Source organism: Microbacterium sp. BLY (genome assembly GCF_017939615.1).
Lineage (GTDB): Bacteria > Actinomycetota > Actinomycetes > Actinomycetales > Microbacteriaceae > Microbacterium.
Map to the genome: position 1 here is coordinate 2,683,486 of NZ_JAGKSR010000001.1, position 19,734 is coordinate 2,703,219.

At 70.5% G+C, this 19,734-nt stretch carries 19 protein-coding genes; 9 read left to right on the forward strand and 10 right to left on the reverse strand.

Annotated elements, in window-relative coordinates; all coding sequences use genetic code 11:
• Positions 1 to 3: 3 nt before the first annotated feature.
• The 3 genes from KAF39_RS13145 (at position 4) to KAF39_RS13155 (ending at position 3,332) form a co-directional block, all read left to right on the forward strand.
• Complete coding sequence (locus tag KAF39_RS13145; protein ID WP_210677648.1) at positions 4 to 1,272, forward strand: sensor histidine kinase; 1,269 nt, start codon at positions 4 to 6, stop codon at positions 1,270 to 1,272.
• On the forward strand, positions 1,269 to 1,940 hold the full coding sequence (locus tag KAF39_RS13150; RefSeq protein ID WP_210677649.1) for a response regulator transcription factor: 672 nt from the start codon (positions 1,269 to 1,271) through the stop codon (positions 1,938 to 1,940). Before KAF39_RS13145 ends, KAF39_RS13150 begins: the two co-directional genes overlap by 4 nt.
• 96 nt (positions 1,941 to 2,036) lie before the next feature.
• On the forward strand, positions 2,037 to 3,332 hold the full coding sequence (locus tag KAF39_RS13155; protein ID WP_210677650.1) for an acyltransferase: 1,296 nt from the start codon (positions 2,037 to 2,039) through the stop codon (positions 3,330 to 3,332).
• Between the two features lie 3 nt (positions 3,333 to 3,335).
• Here the strand turns inward: KAF39_RS13155 and KAF39_RS13160 are convergent, their stop codons facing one another.
• Together KAF39_RS13160 and KAF39_RS13165 are read right to left on the reverse strand one after the other, a co-directional pair.
• A complete protein-coding gene (locus tag KAF39_RS13160) occupies positions 3,336 to 3,929 on the reverse strand; it encodes a CbiQ family ECF transporter T component (protein WP_210677651.1) in 594 nt (197 codons plus the stop codon).
• Complete coding sequence (locus KAF39_RS13165) at positions 3,926 to 4,654, reverse strand: ABC transporter ATP-binding protein (protein WP_307805215.1); 729 nt, start codon at positions 4,652 to 4,654, stop codon at positions 3,926 to 3,928. The genes KAF39_RS13160 and KAF39_RS13165 overlap by 4 nt, the downstream gene beginning before the upstream one ends.
• A 50-nt stretch (positions 4,655 to 4,704) precedes the next feature.
• Here KAF39_RS13165 and KAF39_RS13170 point away from each other — a divergent pair, with 50 nt between their 5' ends.
• On the forward strand, positions 4,705 to 5,289 hold the full coding sequence (locus KAF39_RS13170) for a TetR family transcriptional regulator (RefSeq protein WP_210677652.1): 585 nt from the start codon (positions 4,705 to 4,707) through the stop codon (positions 5,287 to 5,289).
• Here the strand turns inward: KAF39_RS13170 and KAF39_RS13175 are convergent.
• The 7 genes from KAF39_RS13175 to sufB form a co-directional block, all read right to left on the reverse strand.
• Positions 5,252 to 6,622: an MFS transporter gene (locus KAF39_RS13175; protein ID WP_210677653.1), complete on the reverse strand. Its 1,371-nt coding sequence runs from the start codon at positions 6,620 to 6,622 to the stop codon at positions 5,252 to 5,254. The genes KAF39_RS13170 and KAF39_RS13175 overlap by 38 nt on opposite strands.
• The gene (locus KAF39_RS13180) at positions 6,619 to 7,773 is read right to left on the reverse strand and encodes a MalY/PatB family protein (protein ID WP_210677654.1); all 1,155 of its coding nucleotides are present in this window, start codon (positions 7,771 to 7,773) and stop codon (positions 6,619 to 6,621) included. Before KAF39_RS13180 ends, KAF39_RS13175 begins: the two co-directional genes overlap by 4 nt.
• Before the next feature lie 99 nt (positions 7,774 to 7,872).
• Positions 7,873 to 8,202, reverse strand: coding sequence for a metal-sulfur cluster assembly factor (locus KAF39_RS13185; protein WP_017202280.1), 330 nt, complete (start codon positions 8,200 to 8,202; stop codon positions 7,873 to 7,875).
• Between the two features lie 9 nt (positions 8,203 to 8,211).
• A complete protein-coding gene (gene sufC, locus KAF39_RS13190) occupies positions 8,212 to 8,982 on the reverse strand; it encodes a Fe-S cluster assembly ATPase SufC (protein WP_025103648.1) in 771 nt (256 codons plus the stop codon).
• 3 nt (positions 8,983 to 8,985) lie between these two features.
• The gene (locus KAF39_RS13195; RefSeq protein WP_210677655.1) at positions 8,986 to 9,312 is read right to left on the reverse strand and encodes a non-heme iron oxygenase ferredoxin subunit; all 327 of its coding nucleotides are present in this window, start codon (positions 9,310 to 9,312) and stop codon (positions 8,986 to 8,988) included.
• Positions 9,309 to 10,514, reverse strand: a complete 1,206-nt coding sequence (gene sufD, locus KAF39_RS13200) for a Fe-S cluster assembly protein SufD (RefSeq protein WP_210677656.1) — start codon at positions 10,512 to 10,514, stop codon at positions 9,309 to 9,311. The genes KAF39_RS13195 and sufD overlap by 4 nt, the downstream gene beginning before the upstream one ends.
• Positions 10,515 to 11,933, reverse strand: coding sequence for a Fe-S cluster assembly protein SufB (gene sufB / locus KAF39_RS13205; protein ID WP_210677657.1), 1,419 nt, complete (start codon positions 11,931 to 11,933; stop codon positions 10,515 to 10,517).
• A gap of 232 nt (positions 11,934 to 12,165) precedes the next feature.
• Between sufB and KAF39_RS13210 the strand changes: the two genes are divergently transcribed.
• Positions 12,166 to 13,281 (forward strand): heme A synthase, encoded by a 1,116-nt coding sequence (locus KAF39_RS13210; RefSeq protein WP_210677658.1) that lies wholly within the window; start codon positions 12,166 to 12,168, stop codon positions 13,279 to 13,281.
• A 66-nt stretch (positions 13,282 to 13,347) separates the two neighbouring features.
• The gene (locus tag KAF39_RS16060) at positions 13,348 to 13,824 is read left to right on the forward strand and encodes a hypothetical protein (RefSeq protein ID WP_246878308.1); all 477 of its coding nucleotides are present in this window, start codon (positions 13,348 to 13,350) and stop codon (positions 13,822 to 13,824) included.
• On the opposite strand, the gene KAF39_RS13220 is transcribed toward KAF39_RS16060, so the two are convergent.
• Entirely contained in the window at positions 13,770 to 14,675 is a 906-nt protein-coding gene (locus KAF39_RS13220) for a heme o synthase (protein WP_210677659.1), read from the reverse strand. The two genes, KAF39_RS16060 and KAF39_RS13220, sit on opposite strands and share 55 nt — an antisense overlap.
• 249 nt (positions 14,676 to 14,924) lie before the next feature.
• Between KAF39_RS13220 and tkt the strand changes: the two genes are divergently transcribed.
• From tkt to KAF39_RS13235, 3 genes are read left to right on the forward strand one after another with little or no spacing between them, the layout of a single operon-like run.
• Entirely contained in the window at positions 14,925 to 17,021 is a 2,097-nt protein-coding gene (tkt, locus tag KAF39_RS13225; RefSeq protein ID WP_210678068.1) for a transketolase, read from the forward strand.
• The gene (gene tal, locus KAF39_RS13230) at positions 17,018 to 18,130 is read left to right on the forward strand and encodes a transaldolase (RefSeq protein WP_210677660.1); all 1,113 of its coding nucleotides are present in this window, start codon (positions 17,018 to 17,020) and stop codon (positions 18,128 to 18,130) included. The genes tkt and tal overlap by 4 nt, the downstream gene beginning before the upstream one ends.
• Positions 18,127 to 19,734 (forward strand): glucose-6-phosphate isomerase, encoded by a 1,608-nt coding sequence (locus tag KAF39_RS13235; protein WP_210677661.1) that lies wholly within the window; start codon positions 18,127 to 18,129, stop codon positions 19,732 to 19,734. Before tal ends, KAF39_RS13235 begins: the two co-directional genes overlap by 4 nt.

Consider the following 19,734-nt stretch of genomic DNA (forward strand, 5'->3'; position numbering starts at 1 on the left):
CGCATGGCACGCCGCCGAGAGCGCACACCGCGCCCGCCCCGGATCAGCCGTCGCACCGGCGCCCTCGTGGCGCTGATCGCGGCGGTCGTCGTGCTGTACGCACTCGTCGTCCCCCTGCAGACGGTGCTGACCGGAACCCCGTTGCCCCTCACCTTCCTGCTCGGCGCCGCCCTCTGTGCCGCGCCCCTGCTCGCCCTGTCCCGCCCGCGCTCGGCCATCGTCGTGTTCACCGCCGGCGCCTTCTCACTGCCGCTGCTCGTCGAGCCGGAGCGCGCGATCGAATCGCCGTGGCCCTGGTCCGTGCCGGCGCTGCTGACCTTCGTGCTCTTCGTGGGGGTGATGTCGTTCGTCCACGGCGCCCGACTCGGCGCGCTCGCCCTCGTGATCGGTGCGCTCACCTCGCTGACCGCCCCGCTGCTCCGTCCCGACATGGTGGCGACGCCCGTGAGCGCGGGCAGCGCCACCGCCGACCTCATCGTGACGGCCTCGGTCGCGACGGCGATGTTCCTCATCGCCATCCTCGTCGCCGGTCGTGTGCGGGTCGCCGCCGAGCTGACGCGGGAGAAGGAGCACAGCGCGCTGGAGGAGTCCCGCCGCGCACTCGTGGAGGAGCGCACGCGGATCGCCCGTGAACTGCACGATGTCGTGGCGCACAGCATGTCCGTGATCCAGGTGCAGGCCTCGACCGCACGGTATCGGATCGTCGGCCTCGATGACGCCGCGGCTGCCGAGTTCGACGACATCGCGGCGACGGCGCGGTCGTCCCTCACCGAGATGCGTCGGATGCTGGGCGTGCTCCGCACCGAGGACCAGCAGGCCGAACTGGCCCCGCAACAGGGAGTGGACGATGTTCCCGCCCTCGTCGACACCGTCCGCCGCGCCGGCGTGGAGGTGGGACTCGTGCTCGAAGGGCTCGAGACCGCGGCTGCAGCGGGCCCCGGCGTGCAGATCGCCGCTTTCCGCATCGTGCAGGAGGCGCTGAGCAACGCCGTCCGGCACGCCCCCGGTGCGCGCGTCTCCGTGCGACTCCGCGCCGACGCCGTGAACCTGCTCATCCGGGTGTGGAACGCCGCTCCCCCGCGTCCGGCGGAGGCGCACGCCGGCGGTTACGGCCTGCGCGGCATGCGCGAGCGCGCCGAGCTGCTCGGCGGCAGTCTCGCGGCCGGCCCCTCGGAGGACGGCGGCTGGTCGGTCGACGCGACGCTGCCGCTCTCCGCGCCCACTCCCGTGCTCGCCCCCTCCGCCTCCGCGGAAGACAAGGAGACCCCGTGATGATCAGCGTGCTCATCGCCGACGACCAGGCGATGGTCCGCGCCGGTTTCGCCGCCCTGCTGGACGCCCACGACGGGATCCGTGTCGTGGGGCAGGCGGCCGACGGGACGCAGGCCGTCGCGCTGTCCGCGCGTCTCGACCCCGACGTCATCCTCATGGACGTCCGGATGCCGGAGCTCGACGGCATCGAGGCGACGCGCCGCATCCTCGGCCCGGCGTATCCCGCCGCGCACGTGCCCCGCATCCTCATGCTCACGACGTTCGACATCGACGACTACGTCTACGACGCACTGGCGGCGGGCGCGAGCGGGTTCCTCCTCAAGGACGCACTGCCGGAGGAACTCGTGCACGCCGTGCGCGTGGTCGCGGGCGGCGATGCACTGCTGGCGCCCAGCGTCACTCGGCGCATGATCGAGCAGTTCGCCGGTCGCCGTCCGCCGACCGCTCGGTCGGCATCCGTGCTCGCCGAGCTCACGGATCGGGAGCGCGAGGTGCTCGTCCTGATCGGCAAGGGCCGGTCGAACACCGAGATCGCCGCCGACCTCTTCATCGCCGAGCAGACGGTCAAGACGCACGTCGGCAAGGTGCTCGCCAAGCTCGGTCTCCGCGATCGCGTGCACGCGGTCATCCTCGCCTACGACACCGGACTGGTCGAGCCCTCCCCCTGAGTCACCCCTCCGTAGGGGTCGACACAGCACCGCAGGGTGATGTCCGGCCGTCCACCGCGTCCATAGCCTCCGAGGACACCGTTCCCAGGAGGACTCATGGTCATCGCCGCGGCTCCGCGCCTCAGCACCCCCGCCCCCGCTTCCGCCCCCGCCGCTCACCGCGACACCGGGATCGACCTCGTGCGGGCACTCTGCGTGCTCGGGGTCGTCCTGCTCCACGCCATCATGGTCGGGGTCACCATCACCGACGGGGCTCCGGTGTTCGCGAACGCGAGCGACGGCACGGGCTGGATCGCGCCGCTGAGCTGGCTGCTCCAGGTGATGCCGCTCTTCTTCGTCATCGGAGGGTTCTCCGGGCTCCTCGCCTACCGTCGCCTCCGGACCCGCGGCGGCAGCGCTCGCGTCTTCGTGGCCGGGCGCCTGCACCGACTGCTGCGCCCCGCGCTCCTCACCGTCGCCGCCGTCGGCGTCGCCCTCGCCGTCCTCACCGTCCTCGGTGTGGCGCCGGAACTCATCGCGATCGCCGGATTCCGGTACGGACAGCCGCTGTGGTTCCTCGGGGTGTTCCTGCTGTGCCAGGCGCTCCTTCCCGCTTTCGTCGCGCTGCACGAACGCGCCCCGCTGCGCACCATCGGCATCCTCGCCACCTGCGCCGTGGCGGTCGACGTGCTGCGGGCGACCAGCGGCATCGACGCGGTGGGCTTCCTGAACCTCGCGTTCGTCTGGCTGACCATGCAGCAGCTCGGGTTCTTCCTCGCGGACGGTCGCGTCGACGCCCTGCACCGCCGACTCCGCGTCGCGATCGGCGGCGGCGCTCTCGGGCTCCTTGTCGGCCTGTTCCTGCTCGGCGTCTACTCCCCCGACCTGATCGCCAACATCAATCCGCCCACGGGCGCCCTGCTGCTGGTCGGACTCGTCCACACGATGCTGTTCTCCCTGCACCGGGAGCGCATCGGGCGACTCAGCCGGCGTGCGCCGGTCGCCGCCTTCACCGCGTTCGTCACCCGCCGGACGATGACGATCTACCTCTGGCACATGCCGGTGCTGCTGGGCATGGCCGGGACGACCGCCGCCGTCGCGCTCCTCAGCGGCCTCTCGCTGCCTCCCGTGGACAGCGCCGAATGGTGGGCGGTGCGGCCGTTGTGGCTGCTGACGGCCGTGGCTCTCACCGCCCTCGTCGCCGTCCGCGTCGACCGGTTCGAGAACCGGCCCTCCCCCGAGGCGACGACGTCGCGCCGCCGTCTCGCGCTCGGTACCCTGTCGGGTCTCGGCGGGGTCGTGCTGCTGCTCGTCCTCGGGACGACCGTCTCCACCGCCGCCATCGCCGTCCTCCTGCTGGTCGCCGCACTGCGCCTCGCCGGACGCTCCCCGCTGCGGCCTCTCCCGGCCTGAGGCTCAGCCGATGCCGCGGGCAGCGAGGGCGTCGCCGACGCGATCCGCATGCCGGAGCGTCGTGACGAGCAGCGGGACCGCCGCCCGCACCCCCAGCCGCACGCCGCGCGCCCGCTCGGCCTCGCGGATCCGGTGCGCGAAGCCCTCGACGATCGGCACCATGGTGAGCGTGAGCGAGACCGCGAACGAGACGGCGTCCGTGTCCACGCCGAGCCGACGAAGCGGCCGCAGCAGGCGCTTCAGCACGGCCAACAGTTCCGACATGGCCGTCGTCCGCGTGAGGAGAGCGGCGAGGAGCAGCAGCGCCGCCACCCGCCCCGTGCTCACCCACGCCGCAGCGGGCGACACGAAGATCCCGAGCGCGATCGCGAGGACAACGAGCACCGCGCGCACCCGCCACAACTCGACGCCGGCGGTGACGAGGGGCACGCCGCCGAGGGGATAGAGGCCCAGCACGACCACGAGCGACACGGCGATGCTGACGGGCCCGTGCGGGACCAGCGTGAGCGCGAGAGCAGCGATGGCCAGGCCGGCGAGCTTCGCACCCGCCGGCACACGGTACAGGAGGCCGGTGCCGGATCGCGGTGCCGGAATCATGCGCACATCTCCCGGTACCGGGCGACGACGCGCCGCGGCTCCCCCTGCCCGACGACGCGCCCCCCGTCGAACAGGATCGCGACGTCGCAGCGTGCGGCGAGTTCGAGATCGTGGGTGACGATCAGCACCTGCGCCTCCTGCGCGAGCAGCAGGTCGCCGATCCGGCGGGCGTTGCGCAGGTCGAGGAGGGTGGTCGGCTCGTCCGCGACGATGAGGGCGGGTTCCGCGAGGAGGACTCCGGCGAGAGCGAGCATCTGCTTCTGCCCTCCCGAGAGCCCGGTCGCCGGGACATCGGCATGCGCGCCCAGCCCGTGCCGCTCCAGCGTCTCCCGGACGAGCACCGCGACCTCGTCCCGCGGTCGCCCGCGGAGCGACAGCGCGAGGTCTTCGGCGGGGGTGGGCAGGAGGATCTGGGCATCCGGGTCGGTGAAGACGAATCCGACGCGACGCCGCACCTGGGCACGATCCCGGGCGACGTCGAGGCCGTGGACGGTCACAGTGCCGGAGGTCGGCGTCATCAGCCCGTTCAGGAGGCGGGCGAAGGTCGACTTCCCCGAGCCGTTCGCGCCGATCACGGCGATGCGCCGGGCGTCGAGGTCCAGGGACACGTCCTCCAGCAGGACGCGGTCGTCGACGGCGACCTGGACGGTCTCCAGACGCAGGGTCCTCGATTCCGCCGGCCGCGGGGTCGCCCCTGCGGTCGCCGCCGGTAGCCATCGTCGCACATCCACTCCTGAACACCGTTCACCTGAACGCCGTTCACTATAGTGGGGACATGACCCCAGAGACGACTCCGGCCCGGCACGACCGGGAGAGCGTCTCGCGGGCCGCGCTCGTCCTCCTCGACGAGGTCGGCCTCGCCGATCTCTCCATGCGGCGCATCGCTGCGCGGCTCGACGTGCAGCCGAGCGCGCTCTACTGGCACGTCGCCAACAAGCAGGAGCTGCTCGCCGACCTCGCCGACCGGATCACCGCCGTCGTGCCCTCCGGCGACCGCGGGGTCCTGGCCACCGCCCGCGCGCTGCGCGACGCGCTCTTCGCCTACCGGGACGGTGCCGAGCTGGTACTCAGCACCTACGCCCTCCAGCTGGGCTCCGCGCAGGCACAGGACGCACTCACCGCCGCTCTGCGCGCCGAGGGCGCCACCGACGCCGAGGACCGCGGGGCGGCGATCCTGCACTTCGTGCTCGGCCACGCGACACTCGTCCAGCAGAGGATGCATGCCGACAGCCACGGCGCGCTACCCCCCTCCGCGGACGCCGACGTCACCGCCGGCCTCGACCGGGTGTTCGACCTGGGCGTGATCGCTCTCGCCGGCGATCTCAGCGCACCGGCGACTCCGCGGCGTGGCCCAGCCTGAGACCGGGCACCGCCGCCAGCAGCACGAGCCCGATCCCGACGGCGAACACCGCGCTGAACGCGTCCGCCCCACCGCCGAGCGACGCCACCGCGAGTCCGGCCAGGGCGATCGCGACCGCCGACCCGGTCGCATCGGAGATCGACAGCGCCGAGGAGTTGAAGCCCTGGTTCGTCTCGTCCGAGTAGGCGAGGGTGAGCACCGTGAGGCGGGGATACAGCAGCCCCATGCCGCCGCCGGCGAACGCCCAGCCGACCACGACGATCAGCGGGGTGATTTCGAAGAGCGCGGCGGAGAGCACGCAGAGCAGCGCCACGAGGAGCCCGCCGAGGCTGATGACCGTGATCCGGTGGTTGCCGAGTCTCTCGCCGTACCGGCCCTGGAGAGCGGACGCCCCGGCCCACGCGAACGCGGCCATCATCAGGGCGATTCCGGCCCACGTCGCGGTGAACTCGTACTTCCGCATCAGCAGGTACGGGATGTAGGCCTCGGAGGCGAAGAAGGCACCCGCCGCGACACCCCGCATGAGCACGACGCTCGGCAACCCGGGCCCCGCCCGCAGGGTCCTCCGCGGGAGCAGCGGAAGGACGGCCACGCCGATCGCGAGCAGAGCGCCGACCGCCACGGGCCAGCCGATGCGGGGTTCGAGGTCGGCGGAGAGACCGATCACCACCGCGAGCACGGCCACGACGACCGCGAGGAGCAGCCGGACGACCAGGGCACGGCGATCCTGCGGTTCGCCGTGCCCGAGGTCCACTCCACGCAGCCGGATGGCGATCATCACGAACGCCAAGGCGGTCAGCACGGCGACGCCCAGGAACGCCCAGCGCCAGTCGAGGTACTCAGCCACGGCGCCGGCCAGGAACGGCCCGATCATGGAGGGCACCACCCAGGCGGCGGCGAAGGCCGCGAACACGCGTCCGTGCAACTCGGGCGGATACAGGCGGGCGACCACCACGTAGAGCGCGACGGTCTGGCCGCCCGTGCCGAGTCCCTGCACGAGTCGGCCGACGAGGAACTGCGGCATCGTCGTGGCGAACCCGGAGATCAGCAGACCGAGGATGAAGAGGCTCACCGCCACGTACAGGGCACCCCGCGGTCCGCGGGCATCCGACCATGCACCGGTCGCGACCATGCCGATGACGCTGGTCGCCAGCGTGCCGGCGAAGGCGACCGCGTACAGCGCTTCGCCGTCGAGGGCGTCACTCACGATCGGCATCACCGTGGTGACCGCGAGGGCCTCGATCGCGGCGAGGAAGATGAGGGCGACGGCCCCCAAGGTCACCCAGACCCGGTGGCGGTCCCAGATCGTGGCGGCCGGCTTCGGCGCCGTCATCGCTCGTCGAGCGCGGCGATCCGCTCGATGGCCTCGGTGAGGATCTCGGGGCTCGTGCCGAAGTTCAGGCGCACGTATCCGGCGCCCTCCTCCCCGAAAGCCGGACCGAAGTGCAGGGCCACCTTCGCCTCGCGGAGGATCCGGCGAGCCGGGTTGTCTCCCCAGCCCAGGGCGGACAGATCGATCCAGGCCAGGTACCCCGCGTCCGGGAGGCGGTAGCGGGACGCCGGCAGGTGCCGGGCCAGCAGATCCTCCAGCAGGACGCGGTTCTCGTCGAGGGTGCGCAGGAGCCCGTCCAGCCACGCATCGCTCTCCTCCGAGAACGCCGCGACGGCCGCGAGCAGCCCGAACTGCCCCGTCCGCCACTCGACCTCGACCGGGAGGTCTCGCACGACCGCCGTCGTCTCCTCCGTCGCGGTGACCATGAGCGCGCACTTCAGTCCGGCCAGGTTGAACGCCTTGCTCGCGCTGACCACGGCGTATCCCACCCGGGCCGCCGCGTCGCCGGCGGCGAGGAAGGGCGTGAACCCCGCTCCGGGCTGGGCGAGAGGAGCGTGGATCTCGTCCGAGACGACGGTCGCACCGAACTCCTCGGCCAGCTCCGCCAATGCGGTCAGCCTCTGTCTGTCGTGCACCGTCCCCGTGGGGTTGTGCGGGTTGCAGAGGAGCATCGCCGTCGCGCCCTCCTCGAACGCCGCGCGGATGCCGTCGAGGTCCAGCTCCCACCGGGTGCCCGTGTCGCGCAGCGGCACGCGCTGCACCTCGGCACCAGCCTCGGCGACGAGGTCGTAGAAGGGCGGGTAGACCGGCGGCGTGACGACGACGCGCTCCCCCGGCTGCGTGACGCGGCGGAGGATCTCGACGATGCCCATGCTCACGTCCGCCGTGCTGCGCATCCGCGCCGGGTCGGGACGCCAGCCGAAGCGACGCTCCGCGAATCCGGCGTACGACTCCGCGAGCGGCGTCCGGGAGGCGATGTACCCGGTGTCACCGAGGTCGAGCGCCCGCTGCAGCGCCGCGGTGATGGCAGGAGCGAGCGGGAAGTCGGTCTCCGCCACGAAAAGCGGCAGCACGTCGGCGGGATACTCCCGCCACTTCTCGCTGGTGCGCTCGCGCAGCTCCGACAGCGGCAGGGCCTTCACCGACAGCATTACGTCCTCCCGAGGTTCTCTCCCCGCAGCGATGCGGAGACGTCGAAGCGGGCGTGCTCGGCACGCCCGCTTCGTCTGGTGGTCCGGAGACCGGAGCGATCAGATCGCGAAGCCGAGCGCGCGCATCATGTCGCGCCCGTCATCCGTGATCCGCTCGGGTCCCCACGGCGGCATCCACACCCAGTTGATGCGGAAACGGTCCACGACGTTGTCCAGGGCCTGCGCCGTCTGGTCCTCGAGGACGTCCGTGAGCGGGCAGCCCGCGCTGGTCAGCGTCATGTGGATGACGAGAGCGTCGTTCTCGTCATCCCAGGCGAGGTCGTAGATGAGTCCGAGGTCGACGACGTTGATCCCGAGCTCGGGATCCATCACGTCCTTGAGGGCCTCGGTGACCGCGTCGTACTTCTCGTCCGTCAGGGTCGCTGTCATGCGATCAGCCTACGCCTCGATGGGGGCGGAGGGGTCGAGGAACCGGTCGTAGCCCTCGTTCTCCAGACGGTCGGCGAGCTCGGGACCGCCCTCCTCGACGATCTTGCCGGCGACGACGACGTGGACGTAGTCGGGGCGGATGTAGCGGAGGATGCGGGTGTAGTGCGTGATGAGCAGCACACCGAGGCCGGTGGACTCCTTCGCACGGTTGACGCCTTCGGAGACGATCTTCAGCGCGTCCACGTCGAGGCCGGAGTCGGTCTCGTCCAGCACCGCGAACTTCGGCTTGAGCACCTCGAGCTGGAGGATCTCGTGGCGCTTCTTCTCGCCGCCCGAGAAGCCCTCGTTGACGTTGCGCTGTGCGAACTTCGGGTCCATGCGCAGGTTCGCCATGGACTCCTTGACGTCCTTGGTCCACTGCCGGATCGACGGCGCCTCGCCGTCGAGAGCGGTCTTCGCGGTGCGCAGGAAGTTCGTCACCGTGACGCCGGGGATCTCGACCGGGTACTGCATGGCGAGGAACAGGCCGGCGCGGGCGCGCTCGTCCACGCTCATCGCCAGGACGTCCTCACCGTCGAAGGTGATGGAGCCGGAGGTGACCGTGTACTTCGGGTGGCCGGCGATCGTGTACGCCAGCGTGGACTTGCCGGAGCCGTTGGGGCCCATGATGGCGTGGGTCTCACCGGTGTTCATGGTGAGGGTGATTCCGTTGAGGATCGGGGTGGTCCCCGCCTCGGTCTCGACCGTCACATGCAGGTCGCGGATCTCGAGAACAGACATTCTTCAGACTTCCTTCGTCACAGCGGGATCGATGAGCACGTCGTCGCCGTCGATCTCGACGACGTAGACCGGGACGGGCTCATATGCGGGGAGATTCTGGGGCTTTCCGGTGATCAGGGAGAACGCCGAGCCATGAGCCCAGCACTCCACCGTGTCGCCTTCCACGAAGCCCTCGGACAGCGAGATGTCGCCGTGGGTGCAGGTGTCGCCGATGGCGTGGATGACACCTTCGCCGTCCTTGATGACCGTGATCGGCACACCGTCGGGCTCGACGCGCAGCGGCGTGTCCTGCTCCAGGTCGGAGACGCCGCAGACGCGCTGCGCGGTCACGCGTCCACCTCGGCGAGCTCGGCCTCGATCGCGGCCAGCAGCTCCGACTCCAGGTCGGGGATGCCGAGGCGCAGCACGATGTCGGTGAGGAACCCGAGGACCACCAGCCGGCGGGCTTCGTCCTCCGGGATGCCGCGGGCCTGGAGGTAGAAGAGCTGCTCGTCGTCGAAACGGCCGGTGGCACTCGCGTGCCCCGCGCCGACGATGTCGCCCGTCTCGATCTCCAGGTTCGGGATCGAGTCGGCGCGCGCGCCCTCGGTGAGCACCAGGTTGCGGTTGGCCTCGTACGAGTCGGTGCCGGTGGCGTCGGCCCCGATCAGCACGTCGCCGATCCAGACGCTGTGGGCGCTCTCGCCCTGCAGCGCGCCCTTGTAGAGCACGTCGCCGGTCGTGTGCGGGCCCTTGTGGTGCAGGTAGACCTGGCTCTCCAGGTGCTGACCGGAGTCGGCGTAGGAGAGCCCGTAGAGGTAGCCCTCGGAGCCCGCGCCCGCGAGCTCGACGCTGGGATTCACCCGGACGACGCCGCCACCGAAGCTCACCACGAAGTGCTTGAGCGTGGCATCCGCCGCGACCCGCGCCTGGTGCGCGGCCGCGTGCACCGCGTCGTCGTCCCACTGCTGGACGGAGACGACGGTGAGCTTCGCCCCGTCGCGGACGATGATCTCGACGTTCTGGGCGTACTGCGCCGAGCCCTTGTGCTGCAGCACCACCGTGGCGGCGCTGTGCTCGAGGGCCTCGATCACGATGTGGGCGTCGGCCCGGTGGTCGGCACCGGTACCCGTGAGGGACAGGAAGATCGGTGCGGCGACCTCCTCCTCCCGCGGGATGCGGATGTGCAGGGCCTCGGAGGCCCCCTGCCAGGCGACGGCGGCGGTGATGTCCTCCGCGAGGAAGACCTCGCCGCGCGGTGCGGTGCCGATCGCGAGCGGCGCGGCGACGTACTGCTCGCCGGACGGGAAGGAGTACCGCACGCCCTCGTCGCCCTCCGCGGTGCGGAACAGCGGCGTGAGCGCGGCCACCGGCGTGTGCTTCCAGTTCACCTCGCGGCCGGTCGGCGTACCGAAGTCATCCGGGTCGAACGAGTGCGGCCGCTCGGAGCGGGTCTGCACCGGGACGAATCCGGCATCCGCCACCTGGGCGGCCGGGTCGATGTGCGCGTTCGTGTGCTGCGCCTCGCTGGGCGCTGTCGTCGAGGCCGCCATTTAGCCGACCGATCCTTCCATGCCCATCTCGATGAGCTTGTTCAGTTCCATCGCGTACTCCATGGGCAGCTCTCGCGCGATCGGCTCGATGAAGCCGCGCACGATCATCGCCATCGCCTCGTCCTCGGGCATGCCGCGGGACTGGAGATAGAAGAGCTGCTCCTCGCTGACCTTGGAGACCGTGGCCTCGTGGCCGAGCTGGACGTCGTCCACCCGGATGTCGATCGCCGGGTAGGTGTCGGAGCGCGACTTCGTGTCCACGAGCAGCGCGTCGCAGCGCACCGTGTTGGCGGAGTGGTGCGCGTTCGCGTCCACCCGCACCTCACCGCGGTAGCCGGCGCGGCCGCCGCCGCGGGCGATCGACTTCGAGACGATCGACGACTGCGTGTACGGCGCCATGTGGATCATCTTCGCGCCGGCGTCCTGGTGCTGACCGGGGCCCGCGAAGGCGACGGAGAGAGTCTCGCCCTTGGCGTGCTCGCCCATCAGGTAGATGGACGGGTACTTCATCGTCACCTTGGAGCCGATGTTGCCGTCGACCCACTCCATGGTCGCGCCCTCGTGCGCCACGGCACGCTTGGTGACCAGGTTGTAGACGTTGTTCGACCAGTTCTGGATCGTCGTGTAGCGCACGCGGGCATTCTTCTTCACGATGATCTCGACGACCGCCGAGTGCAGGGAGTCCGACTTGTAGATCGGAGCCGTGCAGCCCTCGATGTAGTGGACGTAGCTGTCCTCGTCGGCGATGATCAGGGTCCGCTCGAACTGGCCCATGTTCTCGGTGTTGATGCGGAAGTAGGCCTGCAGCGGGATCTCGACGTGGACGCCCTTGGGGACGTACACGAACGAGCCGCCCGACCACACGGCGGTGTTCAGTGCGGCGAATTTGTTGTCGCCGGCCGGGATGACCGTGCCGAAGTACTCCTCGAAGAACTCGGGGTGCTCGCGCAGCGCCGTGTCGGTGTCCATGAAGATGACGCCCTGCTGCTCCAGGTCCTCGCGGATCTGGTGGTAGACGACCTCGGACTCGTACTGGGCGGCGACGCCGGCCACGAGACGCTGACGCTCGGCCTCGGGGATGCCGAGGCGCTCGTACGTCTCCCGGATCTCCTCGGGGAGGTCCTCCCAGCTCTGCGCCTGCTTCTCAGTGGAGCGGACGAAGTACTTGATGTTGTCGAAGTCGATGTCGCTGAGGTCGGCGCCCCATGTCGGCATCGGCTTGCGGCCGAAGAGCTGATAGCCCTTGAGGCGGGTCTTCAGCATCCATTCCGGCTCGTTCTTGAGGGCCGAGATGCCGCGGACGACCTCTTCGGAGATGCCGCGTTTGGCGACGGCACCCGCAGCATCCTCATCGTGCCAGCCGAATTCGTACACCCCCAGACCATCGAGCTCCGGGCGGTCGATCAGCACATCCGACATGCAACACTCTCCTCACAGGTCCCAAACGGTGTCATCCGCCCCGACACACCTGATCCCCGTCGAGTCTGCGGGAGCGGGTGCCGTTGGTGGGGCCCTCATCACGGGCGCTTCCATCGCGCCTAAACTGTTGACGATGCTTCAGCGCGGTCAGCGCTCATCGCAACAATCCGATTCTACAGGTTCCGCCTGACGGACGGGCCGTGCGCCACGTCTTCGACGGGCCGGAGGACTTATGCCCGAGACGACCATCCCCGCCCCCTCGACGACCAGGGCGACCGCCTCCCCCCGCTCCGCGGTGTGGGGCCGCGCGCTCACCGTCTTCGCGTGGCTGTCGTTCCTCAGCGAGACGATCATCATCGGCACCGGCGGTGCCGTGCGGCTGACCGGCTCCGGCCTCGGCTGCACCGAGTGGCCGCTGTGCACGCCCGAGTCGCTCGTCCCAATCGTCGAAGTGCAGGGCATCCACGGCATGATCGAGTTCGGCAACCGGCTGATGACCGGCGTCGTCGGGATCATCGCGATCGCCGTCGTCCTGCTGGTCCTGCACACCATCAGCGGGCGCCGCGCCCTCATCAGCGCCCTGTGGTTCGCGGTCGGCGGTCTCGCCGGCGCGGCCGTCGCCTTCGCCCTGGTCTCGCTCACCGACTTCCCGGCGTTCCCCGTCGCCTCCGCCGTGCTCCTGGTCGCGGTGATCGCCGCCGCGGTCCACTCCGTGCGCACGACGCCCGCCCGACGGGATCTCGTCCTCCTCGCCTGGCTCGTGCTGATCGGCGTCGTGGCGCAGGCTCTCGTCGGCGGCATCACCGTGCTCACCGGCCTGAACCCGTTCATCGTCGGGTTCCACTACACGTCGTCGCTGCTGCTCGTCTGCATCACCGCCGCGTTCCTCGTGCGGCTGGCGACTCCGGAAGGACCGCGCGAGCGGGCCGTCCCCGTCTGGTTCGCGATCGTGACACACGTCACCGGCCTCGCCCTGGCCGTGACCATCCTGTTCGGCGTGCTGACGACCGGATCGGGTCCGCACTCGGGCGACGCCGATGTGCTGCGCCGCGGCTTCGATGCCACGGTGCTCGCGCACGTGCACTCCTGGCCGGGCTACATCCTCGCCGCGCTCGTGCTCTTCCTGACGGTGTCCGCCTGGGTGCTCCGCCTGGAGCCGCGTCGCTGGCTGCTCGTCCTCGTCGTCGCGATCATCGTGCAGGTGGTTGTCGGCGTGTGGCAGGCCAGGGAGGGACTGCCGCCGGTCCTGGTGGGTATCCACATGGTTCTCGCGTCGCTCTCCGCTGCGACCTACACGGTCGTCGTGCTGCACCTGAAGCGCACTGCGGACGTCGCCGTCCCCGCCTGAGGCCGCACAGACGATCCATAGCCCGCGCACCGGGCGCTCATCACCGCGTCGGCCATCGTGGTCGACATGAACAAGACACTCACCCGCAGCGCCGGGTTCTGGCTCCTCATCGTCGTCTCCCTCGCCGCGGTCGGGGTCGGCGGCTGGATGATCGCCGGACAGGTCGGCACGATGACCACGACCCTGATGGACGGCACCGCCACCGGTGTCGAGGTGTACGTCGGTCAGTCGCTCGTCGTCGTCGGCGCGGTCGTCCTCGGCGCGGGTCTGGTGGGCCTGCTCCTGTCGCTCGGCCTCGTCGCCGCGCGCACGCTGGTCGCCTCCCCCATCGCCGCTGCGCCGATCGTCGAGCGCGAGGAGCCGATCGTCCAGGACGAGGCGGTCGAGACGGTCTCAGTCCCGCGCGAGGAGCCCTCTCTCCCGGCCACCGACACCGAGCCGCAGATGGAGACGGAGCCGGCGTCCGCCGACGCGCAGGGCGACGAGGATCAGAAGGGCAGCAGCGGGTCGATCGCCACGGCGACGAAAAGCAGCGTCAGGTAGGTGATCGAGGCGTGGAAGACCCGCATCGGCCGCGCCTCGGTCCCCCGCACCGCCTGGTTGTACAGGCGGTGCGACTCGTAGATGAACCAGCCGCCGAAGACGAGGGCGGAGACGGTGTAGACGAGACCCATGCCGGCGATCGGCACCAGCAGGAGCGAGCAGGCGACCGTGGCCCACGCGTACAGGATCACTTGGAGGCCGACCTGCGAGGCGTTGCGGGTGACCCCGAGCATCGGCACGTCGACGTCGTCGTAGTCGTCCTTGTACTTCATGGACAGCGGCCAGTAGTGCGGCGGCGTCCACAGGAACACGAGCAGGAAGAGCACGAAGGCGGGCCAGTCGAGGGACTCGGTGACGGCCGACCAGCCGATGAGCACCGGGAAGCAGCCGGCGATGCCACCCCAGATGATGTTCTGCTCCGTGCGGCGCTTGAGGATCATCGTGTAGATCACGACGTAGAAGAAGATCGCGGATGCCGAGAGGAGCGCGGTGAGCCAGTTCGTGGTGAACCAGAGCCACACGGTCGAGACGATCGCGAGCGTCCACGAGAAGATCAGGGCACCGCGCGGGCTCACCTCGCCGGTCACGAGCGGCCGGTTCTCGGTGCGATGCATGTGCGCGTCGATGTCGCGGTCGAGGTACATGTTGAACGCACCGGCGGAGCCGGCGCTCAGCGACCCGCCGATGACGGTCGCCAGGACCAGCCAGAGGTCCGGGAGGCCGCCCTGGGCGAGGAACATGACCGGAACGGTCGAGACGAGGAGGAGTTCGAGGACTCGGGGCTTCGTCAGAGTGACGTAAGCGCTCACCGTGCGACCGATGGACGACTTCCGTACGGTCTGATCAGACATCGTCGAGATCTCGATCGCCTCCTCCGCGCGCGTTACCGGACAACCTCTCCAGTGTATGACACGCCGTGACGTCATCCGCGCCCGCCGACCCCCTGCCTGCCGGACCGTCCCCGCTATGCTGAGACCACTCGCGCGCCCGGTGCTGCGCACACACCCGTCCGTCTTCGCGACGATGCGGGATGCGCCAGGGAAGTTGCGGATGCGCCAGGGAATACGGGCGCCCTCGAAACTGTCGGAAAGGGCATGAACGTGTCGGAATTGCAGTGGGACGAGATCGATCGACGTGCGGTGGACACCGCCCGGATCCTGGCGGCCGATGCGGTCGAGAAGGTCGGCAACGGTCATCCCGGCACGGCGATGAGCCTGGCTCCCGCCGCGTACCTCCTCTACCAGCGCGTGCTGCGGCATGACCCGACGGACACCGATTGGCTGGGCCGCGACCGTTTCATCCTGTCCGTCGGCCACTCCTCGCTGACGCAGTACGTGCAGCTCTACCTCGGCGGGTTCGGCCTCGAACTCGACGACCTCAAGGCGCTCCGCACCTGGGGTTCGAAGACCCCCGGCCACCCCGAGTACGGCCACACCAAGGGCGTGGAGATCACCACGGGCCCGCTCGGCCAGGGCCTCGCCTCCGCGGTGGGCTTCGCCTACGCCGCCCGGTACGAGCGCGGCCTGTTCGACCCGGACGCCGCCGCGGGCACCAGCCCGTTCGACCACTTCGTCTACGTGATCGCGGGTGACGGCGACCTGCAGGAGGGTGTCACCAGCGAGGCCTCCTCGCTCGCAGGACACCAGCAGCTCGGCAACCTCATCGCGATCTACGACTCCAACCAGATCTCGATCGAGGACGACACGAACGTCGCCTTCACCGAGGATGTGGCCGCCCGCTACGAGGCGTACGGCTGGCACGTGCAGACGGTGGACTGGAAGAAGACCGGCGAGTACGTCGAGGACGTCGCCGAGCTGCACGCCGCGATCGAGGCCGCGAAGGGCGAGTCCGACAAGCCTTCCCTCATCATCCTCAAGACCATCATCGGCTGGCCGGCACCCGGCAAGCAGAACACCGGCAAGATCCACGGCTCGGCCCTCGGCGCCGACGAGCTGGCGGCCACCAAGAAGGTCCTCGGGTTCGACCCCGAGCAGAGCTTCGTCGTCGCGGACGACGTGCTGGCCCGCACCCGCGGGCTGGCGGAGCGCGCCGCCGAGGCGCGCGCCGCCTGGCAGGAATCGTTCGACGCCTGGGCCGCCGCGAACCCCGAGCGCAAGGCCCTCCTCGACCGCGTCGAGGCGCACGAGCTCCCCGCCGACATCGCCGACGCCCTCCCGGTCTTCGAGGCCGGCAAGGACGTCTCGACCCGCGCTGCCTCCGGCCAGGTCATCAACGCGCTGGCCGCGCAGCTTCCCGAGCTCTGGGGCGGGTCGGCCGACCTCGCCGAGTCGAACCTCACCACGATCAAGGACGCCCCGTCGTTCATCCCGGCGGAGTGGTCGACCCACGAGTGGTCGGGATCCCCCTACGGCCGGGTGCTGCACTTCGGCATCCGCGAGCACGCCATGGGCGCGATCGTCAACGGCATCGTCCTGCACGGCCCGACCCGCGCCTTCGGCGGCACGTTCCTCATCTTCAGCGACTACATGCGTCCGGCCGTGCGCTTGGCGGCGCTGATGAACGTGCCGAGCGTCTTCGTCTGGACGCACGACTCCGTCGCCCTCGGCGAGGACGGCCCGACGCACCAGCCGATCGAGCAGCTCGCCACCCTGCGCGCGATCCCGAACCTGGCCGTGGTCCGCCCCGCGGACGCGAACGAGACCGCCGCGGTCTGGCTGGAGATCCTGCGTCGTCACGAGGGTCCGGCCGGTATCGCCCTCACCCGTCAGAACATCCCGGTGTTCCCGCGCGGCGAGGGTGAGGCCTCGGGCGACACGTTCGCCTCCGCGACCCAGGCGGCCAAGGGCGCGTACGTGCTGGCCGAGGCGCCCAACGGCACCCCCGACGTCATCATCGTGGCCACCGGCTCCGAGGTGCAGCTCGCCGTGAACGCGCGCGAGACGCTCGCTGGCGAGGGCGTGAACGTCCGTGTCGTCTCGGCCCCCTCGCTGGAGTGGTTCGCGGAGCAGGACGAGGCGTACCGCGAGAGCGTGCTGCCGTCGTCCGTCACCGCCCGTGTCTCGGTCGAGGCCGGTTCCGTGCTCACCTGGCGCGGCATCGTCGGCGACCGCGGTCGCTCGGTCGGCATCGACCACTTCGGCGCCTCCGCCGACTACAAGACCCTCTTCGAGAAGTTCGGCATCACCACCGAGGCCGTCGTCGCGGCCGCCCGCGAGACCATCAAGGAGAACGCATGAGCACCCCCACCGCCCAGCTCGCCGCCGCCGGCGTCAGCATCTGGCTCGACGACCTCTCGCGCACCCGCATCTCCTCCGGCAACCTCGCCGAGCTGATCGCGTCGCGCAACGTCGTGGGCGTCACCACGAACCCGACCATCTTCGCCAACGCGATCACCGACAAGAACGACACGTCGTACGACGCGCAGGTCTCCGAGCTCGCCGCGTCCGGCGCCTCTGCCGAGGACGCCGTGTTCGCCGCGACGACCCAGGACGTCCGTGCCGCACTCGACGTCTTCCGCCCGGTGTGGGAGGAGTCCGGTCACGTCGACGGCCGCGTGTCGATCGAGGTCTCCCCCGATCTCGCGCACGACACCGACGGCACCGTGGCGCAGGCCAAGGAGCTGTGGGCGCAGATCGACCGGCCCAACCTCCTCGTGAAGATCCCGGCGACCAAGGCCGGACTCCCCGCCATCGCCGAGGCCATCGCGAACGGCATCAGCGTCAACGTCACCCTCATCTTCAGCCTGGAGCGCTACGCCGAGGTCATCGAGGCGTACCTCACGGGACTCGAGCGCGCGAAGGAGGCGGGCATCGATCTGTCCACGATCCACTCCGTGGCGTCGTTCTTCGTCTCGCGCGTCGACACCGAGACCGACAAGCGCCTGACCGCCATCGGCACGGACGCCGCCACCGCGCTGAAGAGCAAGGCCGGCCTCGCGAACGCCCGCCTCGCCTACGAGCTGTTCGAGAAGACGTTCGCCGAGAAGCGCGCGCAGGACCTCCTCGCCGCCGGCGCCAACGTCCAGCGTCCGCTGTGGGCGTCGACGGGCGTGAAGGACCCGGCGCTGCCGGACACCCTCTACGTGACCGAGCTCGTGGCGGACGGCGTCGTGAACACGATGCCGGAGAAGACGCTCGAGGCGACGTTCGACCACGCCGTCGTCACCGGCGACACCATCACCGGCGGCTACGAGGAGGCTCGCGAGGTCTTCGCCGGGCTCGCCGAGGTGGGCGTCGACTTCGACGCCGTCACCCAGGTGCTCGAGGAGGAGGGCGTCGCGAAGTTCATCGACTCCTGGCACGACCTGCTCACCCAGGTCGCCGAGGCGCTGGAGGCACAGCGATGACCTTCGCCATCCACGCCTCCGGCGCCGCACGCGTCGCCATCGAGGAGACGGTGCCGGCCCTCGTGCACGACCTCGTGGCCTCCCGCATCACGAGCGGCGACGCCACGCTCTGGGGTCCGGCCGCCGAGGCCGAGGCCACGGTGCGCCTCGGCTGGGTGGAGGCCGTGTCGGTCTCCCGGCCGCTCGTCGCCGAGATCATCGCTCTGCGCGAGGAGCTCGCCGCGAAGGGCGTCACCCGTGTCGTCCTCGCCGGCATGGGCGGCTCCTCGCTCGCTCCCGAGGTCATCGCGCAGACCTCCGGCGTCCCGCTCACGATCCTCGACTCCACGGCACCGGGTCAGGTGCTCGCCGCTCTCGACGAGGGCCTGGCCGACACCGTGCTCGTCGTGTCGTCGAAGTCGGGCTCGACGGTCGAGACGGACTCGCAGCGGCGGACGTTCGAGGCCGCATTCCGCGACCTCGGCATCGACCCGACGGAGCGGATCGTCGTCGTCACCGACCCGGGTTCGCCCCTCGACGCCTCCGCCCGTGAGGCCGGCTACCGGGTCTTCAACGCCGACCCGAACGTGGGCGGCCGGTACTCCGCGCTGACGGCCTTCGGTCTCGTGCCGTCGGGACTCGCCGGCGTCGACATCGCCGAGCTCCTCGACGAGGCGGAGGCCTCGATGCTCGAGGTGGCCGTGGATTCGGCCGACAACCCCGCGCTCCGTCTCGGCGCCGCGATCGCCGCCACCAGCCCCCGGCGCGACAAGCTCGGCCTGATCACCGACGGCACCCACATCAAGGGGCTGCCGGACTGGATCGAGCAGCTCATCGCCGAGTCGACGGGCAAGGAGGGCACCGGCATCCTCCCGGTCGTGCTGCTCCCCGTCTCCCCCGAGCTGGACCCGGTCCCCGCCGACCTCCAGATCGTGCGCCTCGTCGACGACGCCAACGAGTTCCACCTGCACGAGCGGTACGAGGGCGAGATCCTCGTCAGCGGCACCCTGGGCGCGCAGTTCATCGTCTGGGAGTACGCGACCGCGATCGCCGGGCACCTCCTCGGCATCAACCCGTTCGACCAGCCCGACGTCGAGTCGGCCAAGGTCGCCGCCCGCGGTCTCCTCGACGCCCGCCCCGAGCCCACCGCTCCGGCGTTCGTCGAGAACGGCGTCGAGGTGCGGGTCTCCGACCCCGCCCTCGCCGCGTCGGGAACCGTCGAAGGCGTGCTGGACGCCCTGTGGGCACAGCTCCCCGCCGACGGCTACGTGTCGATCCAGGCGTACGTCAACCGGCTCGAGGTGCCGCAGCTCCAGGGCCTGCGCGAGCTCGTCGCCGCCGACTCCGGGCGCCCGACGACGTTCGGCTGGGGACCGCGCTTCCTGCACTCCACGGGGCAGTACCACAAGGGCGGCCCCGCCCAGGGCGTGTTCCTGCAGATCCTGGAGCGGACGGACGTCGATCTGGAGATCCCCGACCGCCCCTTCACGTTCGGGCAGCTCATCCAGGCGCAGGCCGCCGGCGACGCGGGCGTGCTCGCGGACCACGGACGGCCGGTCGTCTCGCTGACGATCACCGAGTCCTCGGACGACGTGCTCGCCCTCTTCGAAGCCGCACAGAAGTAA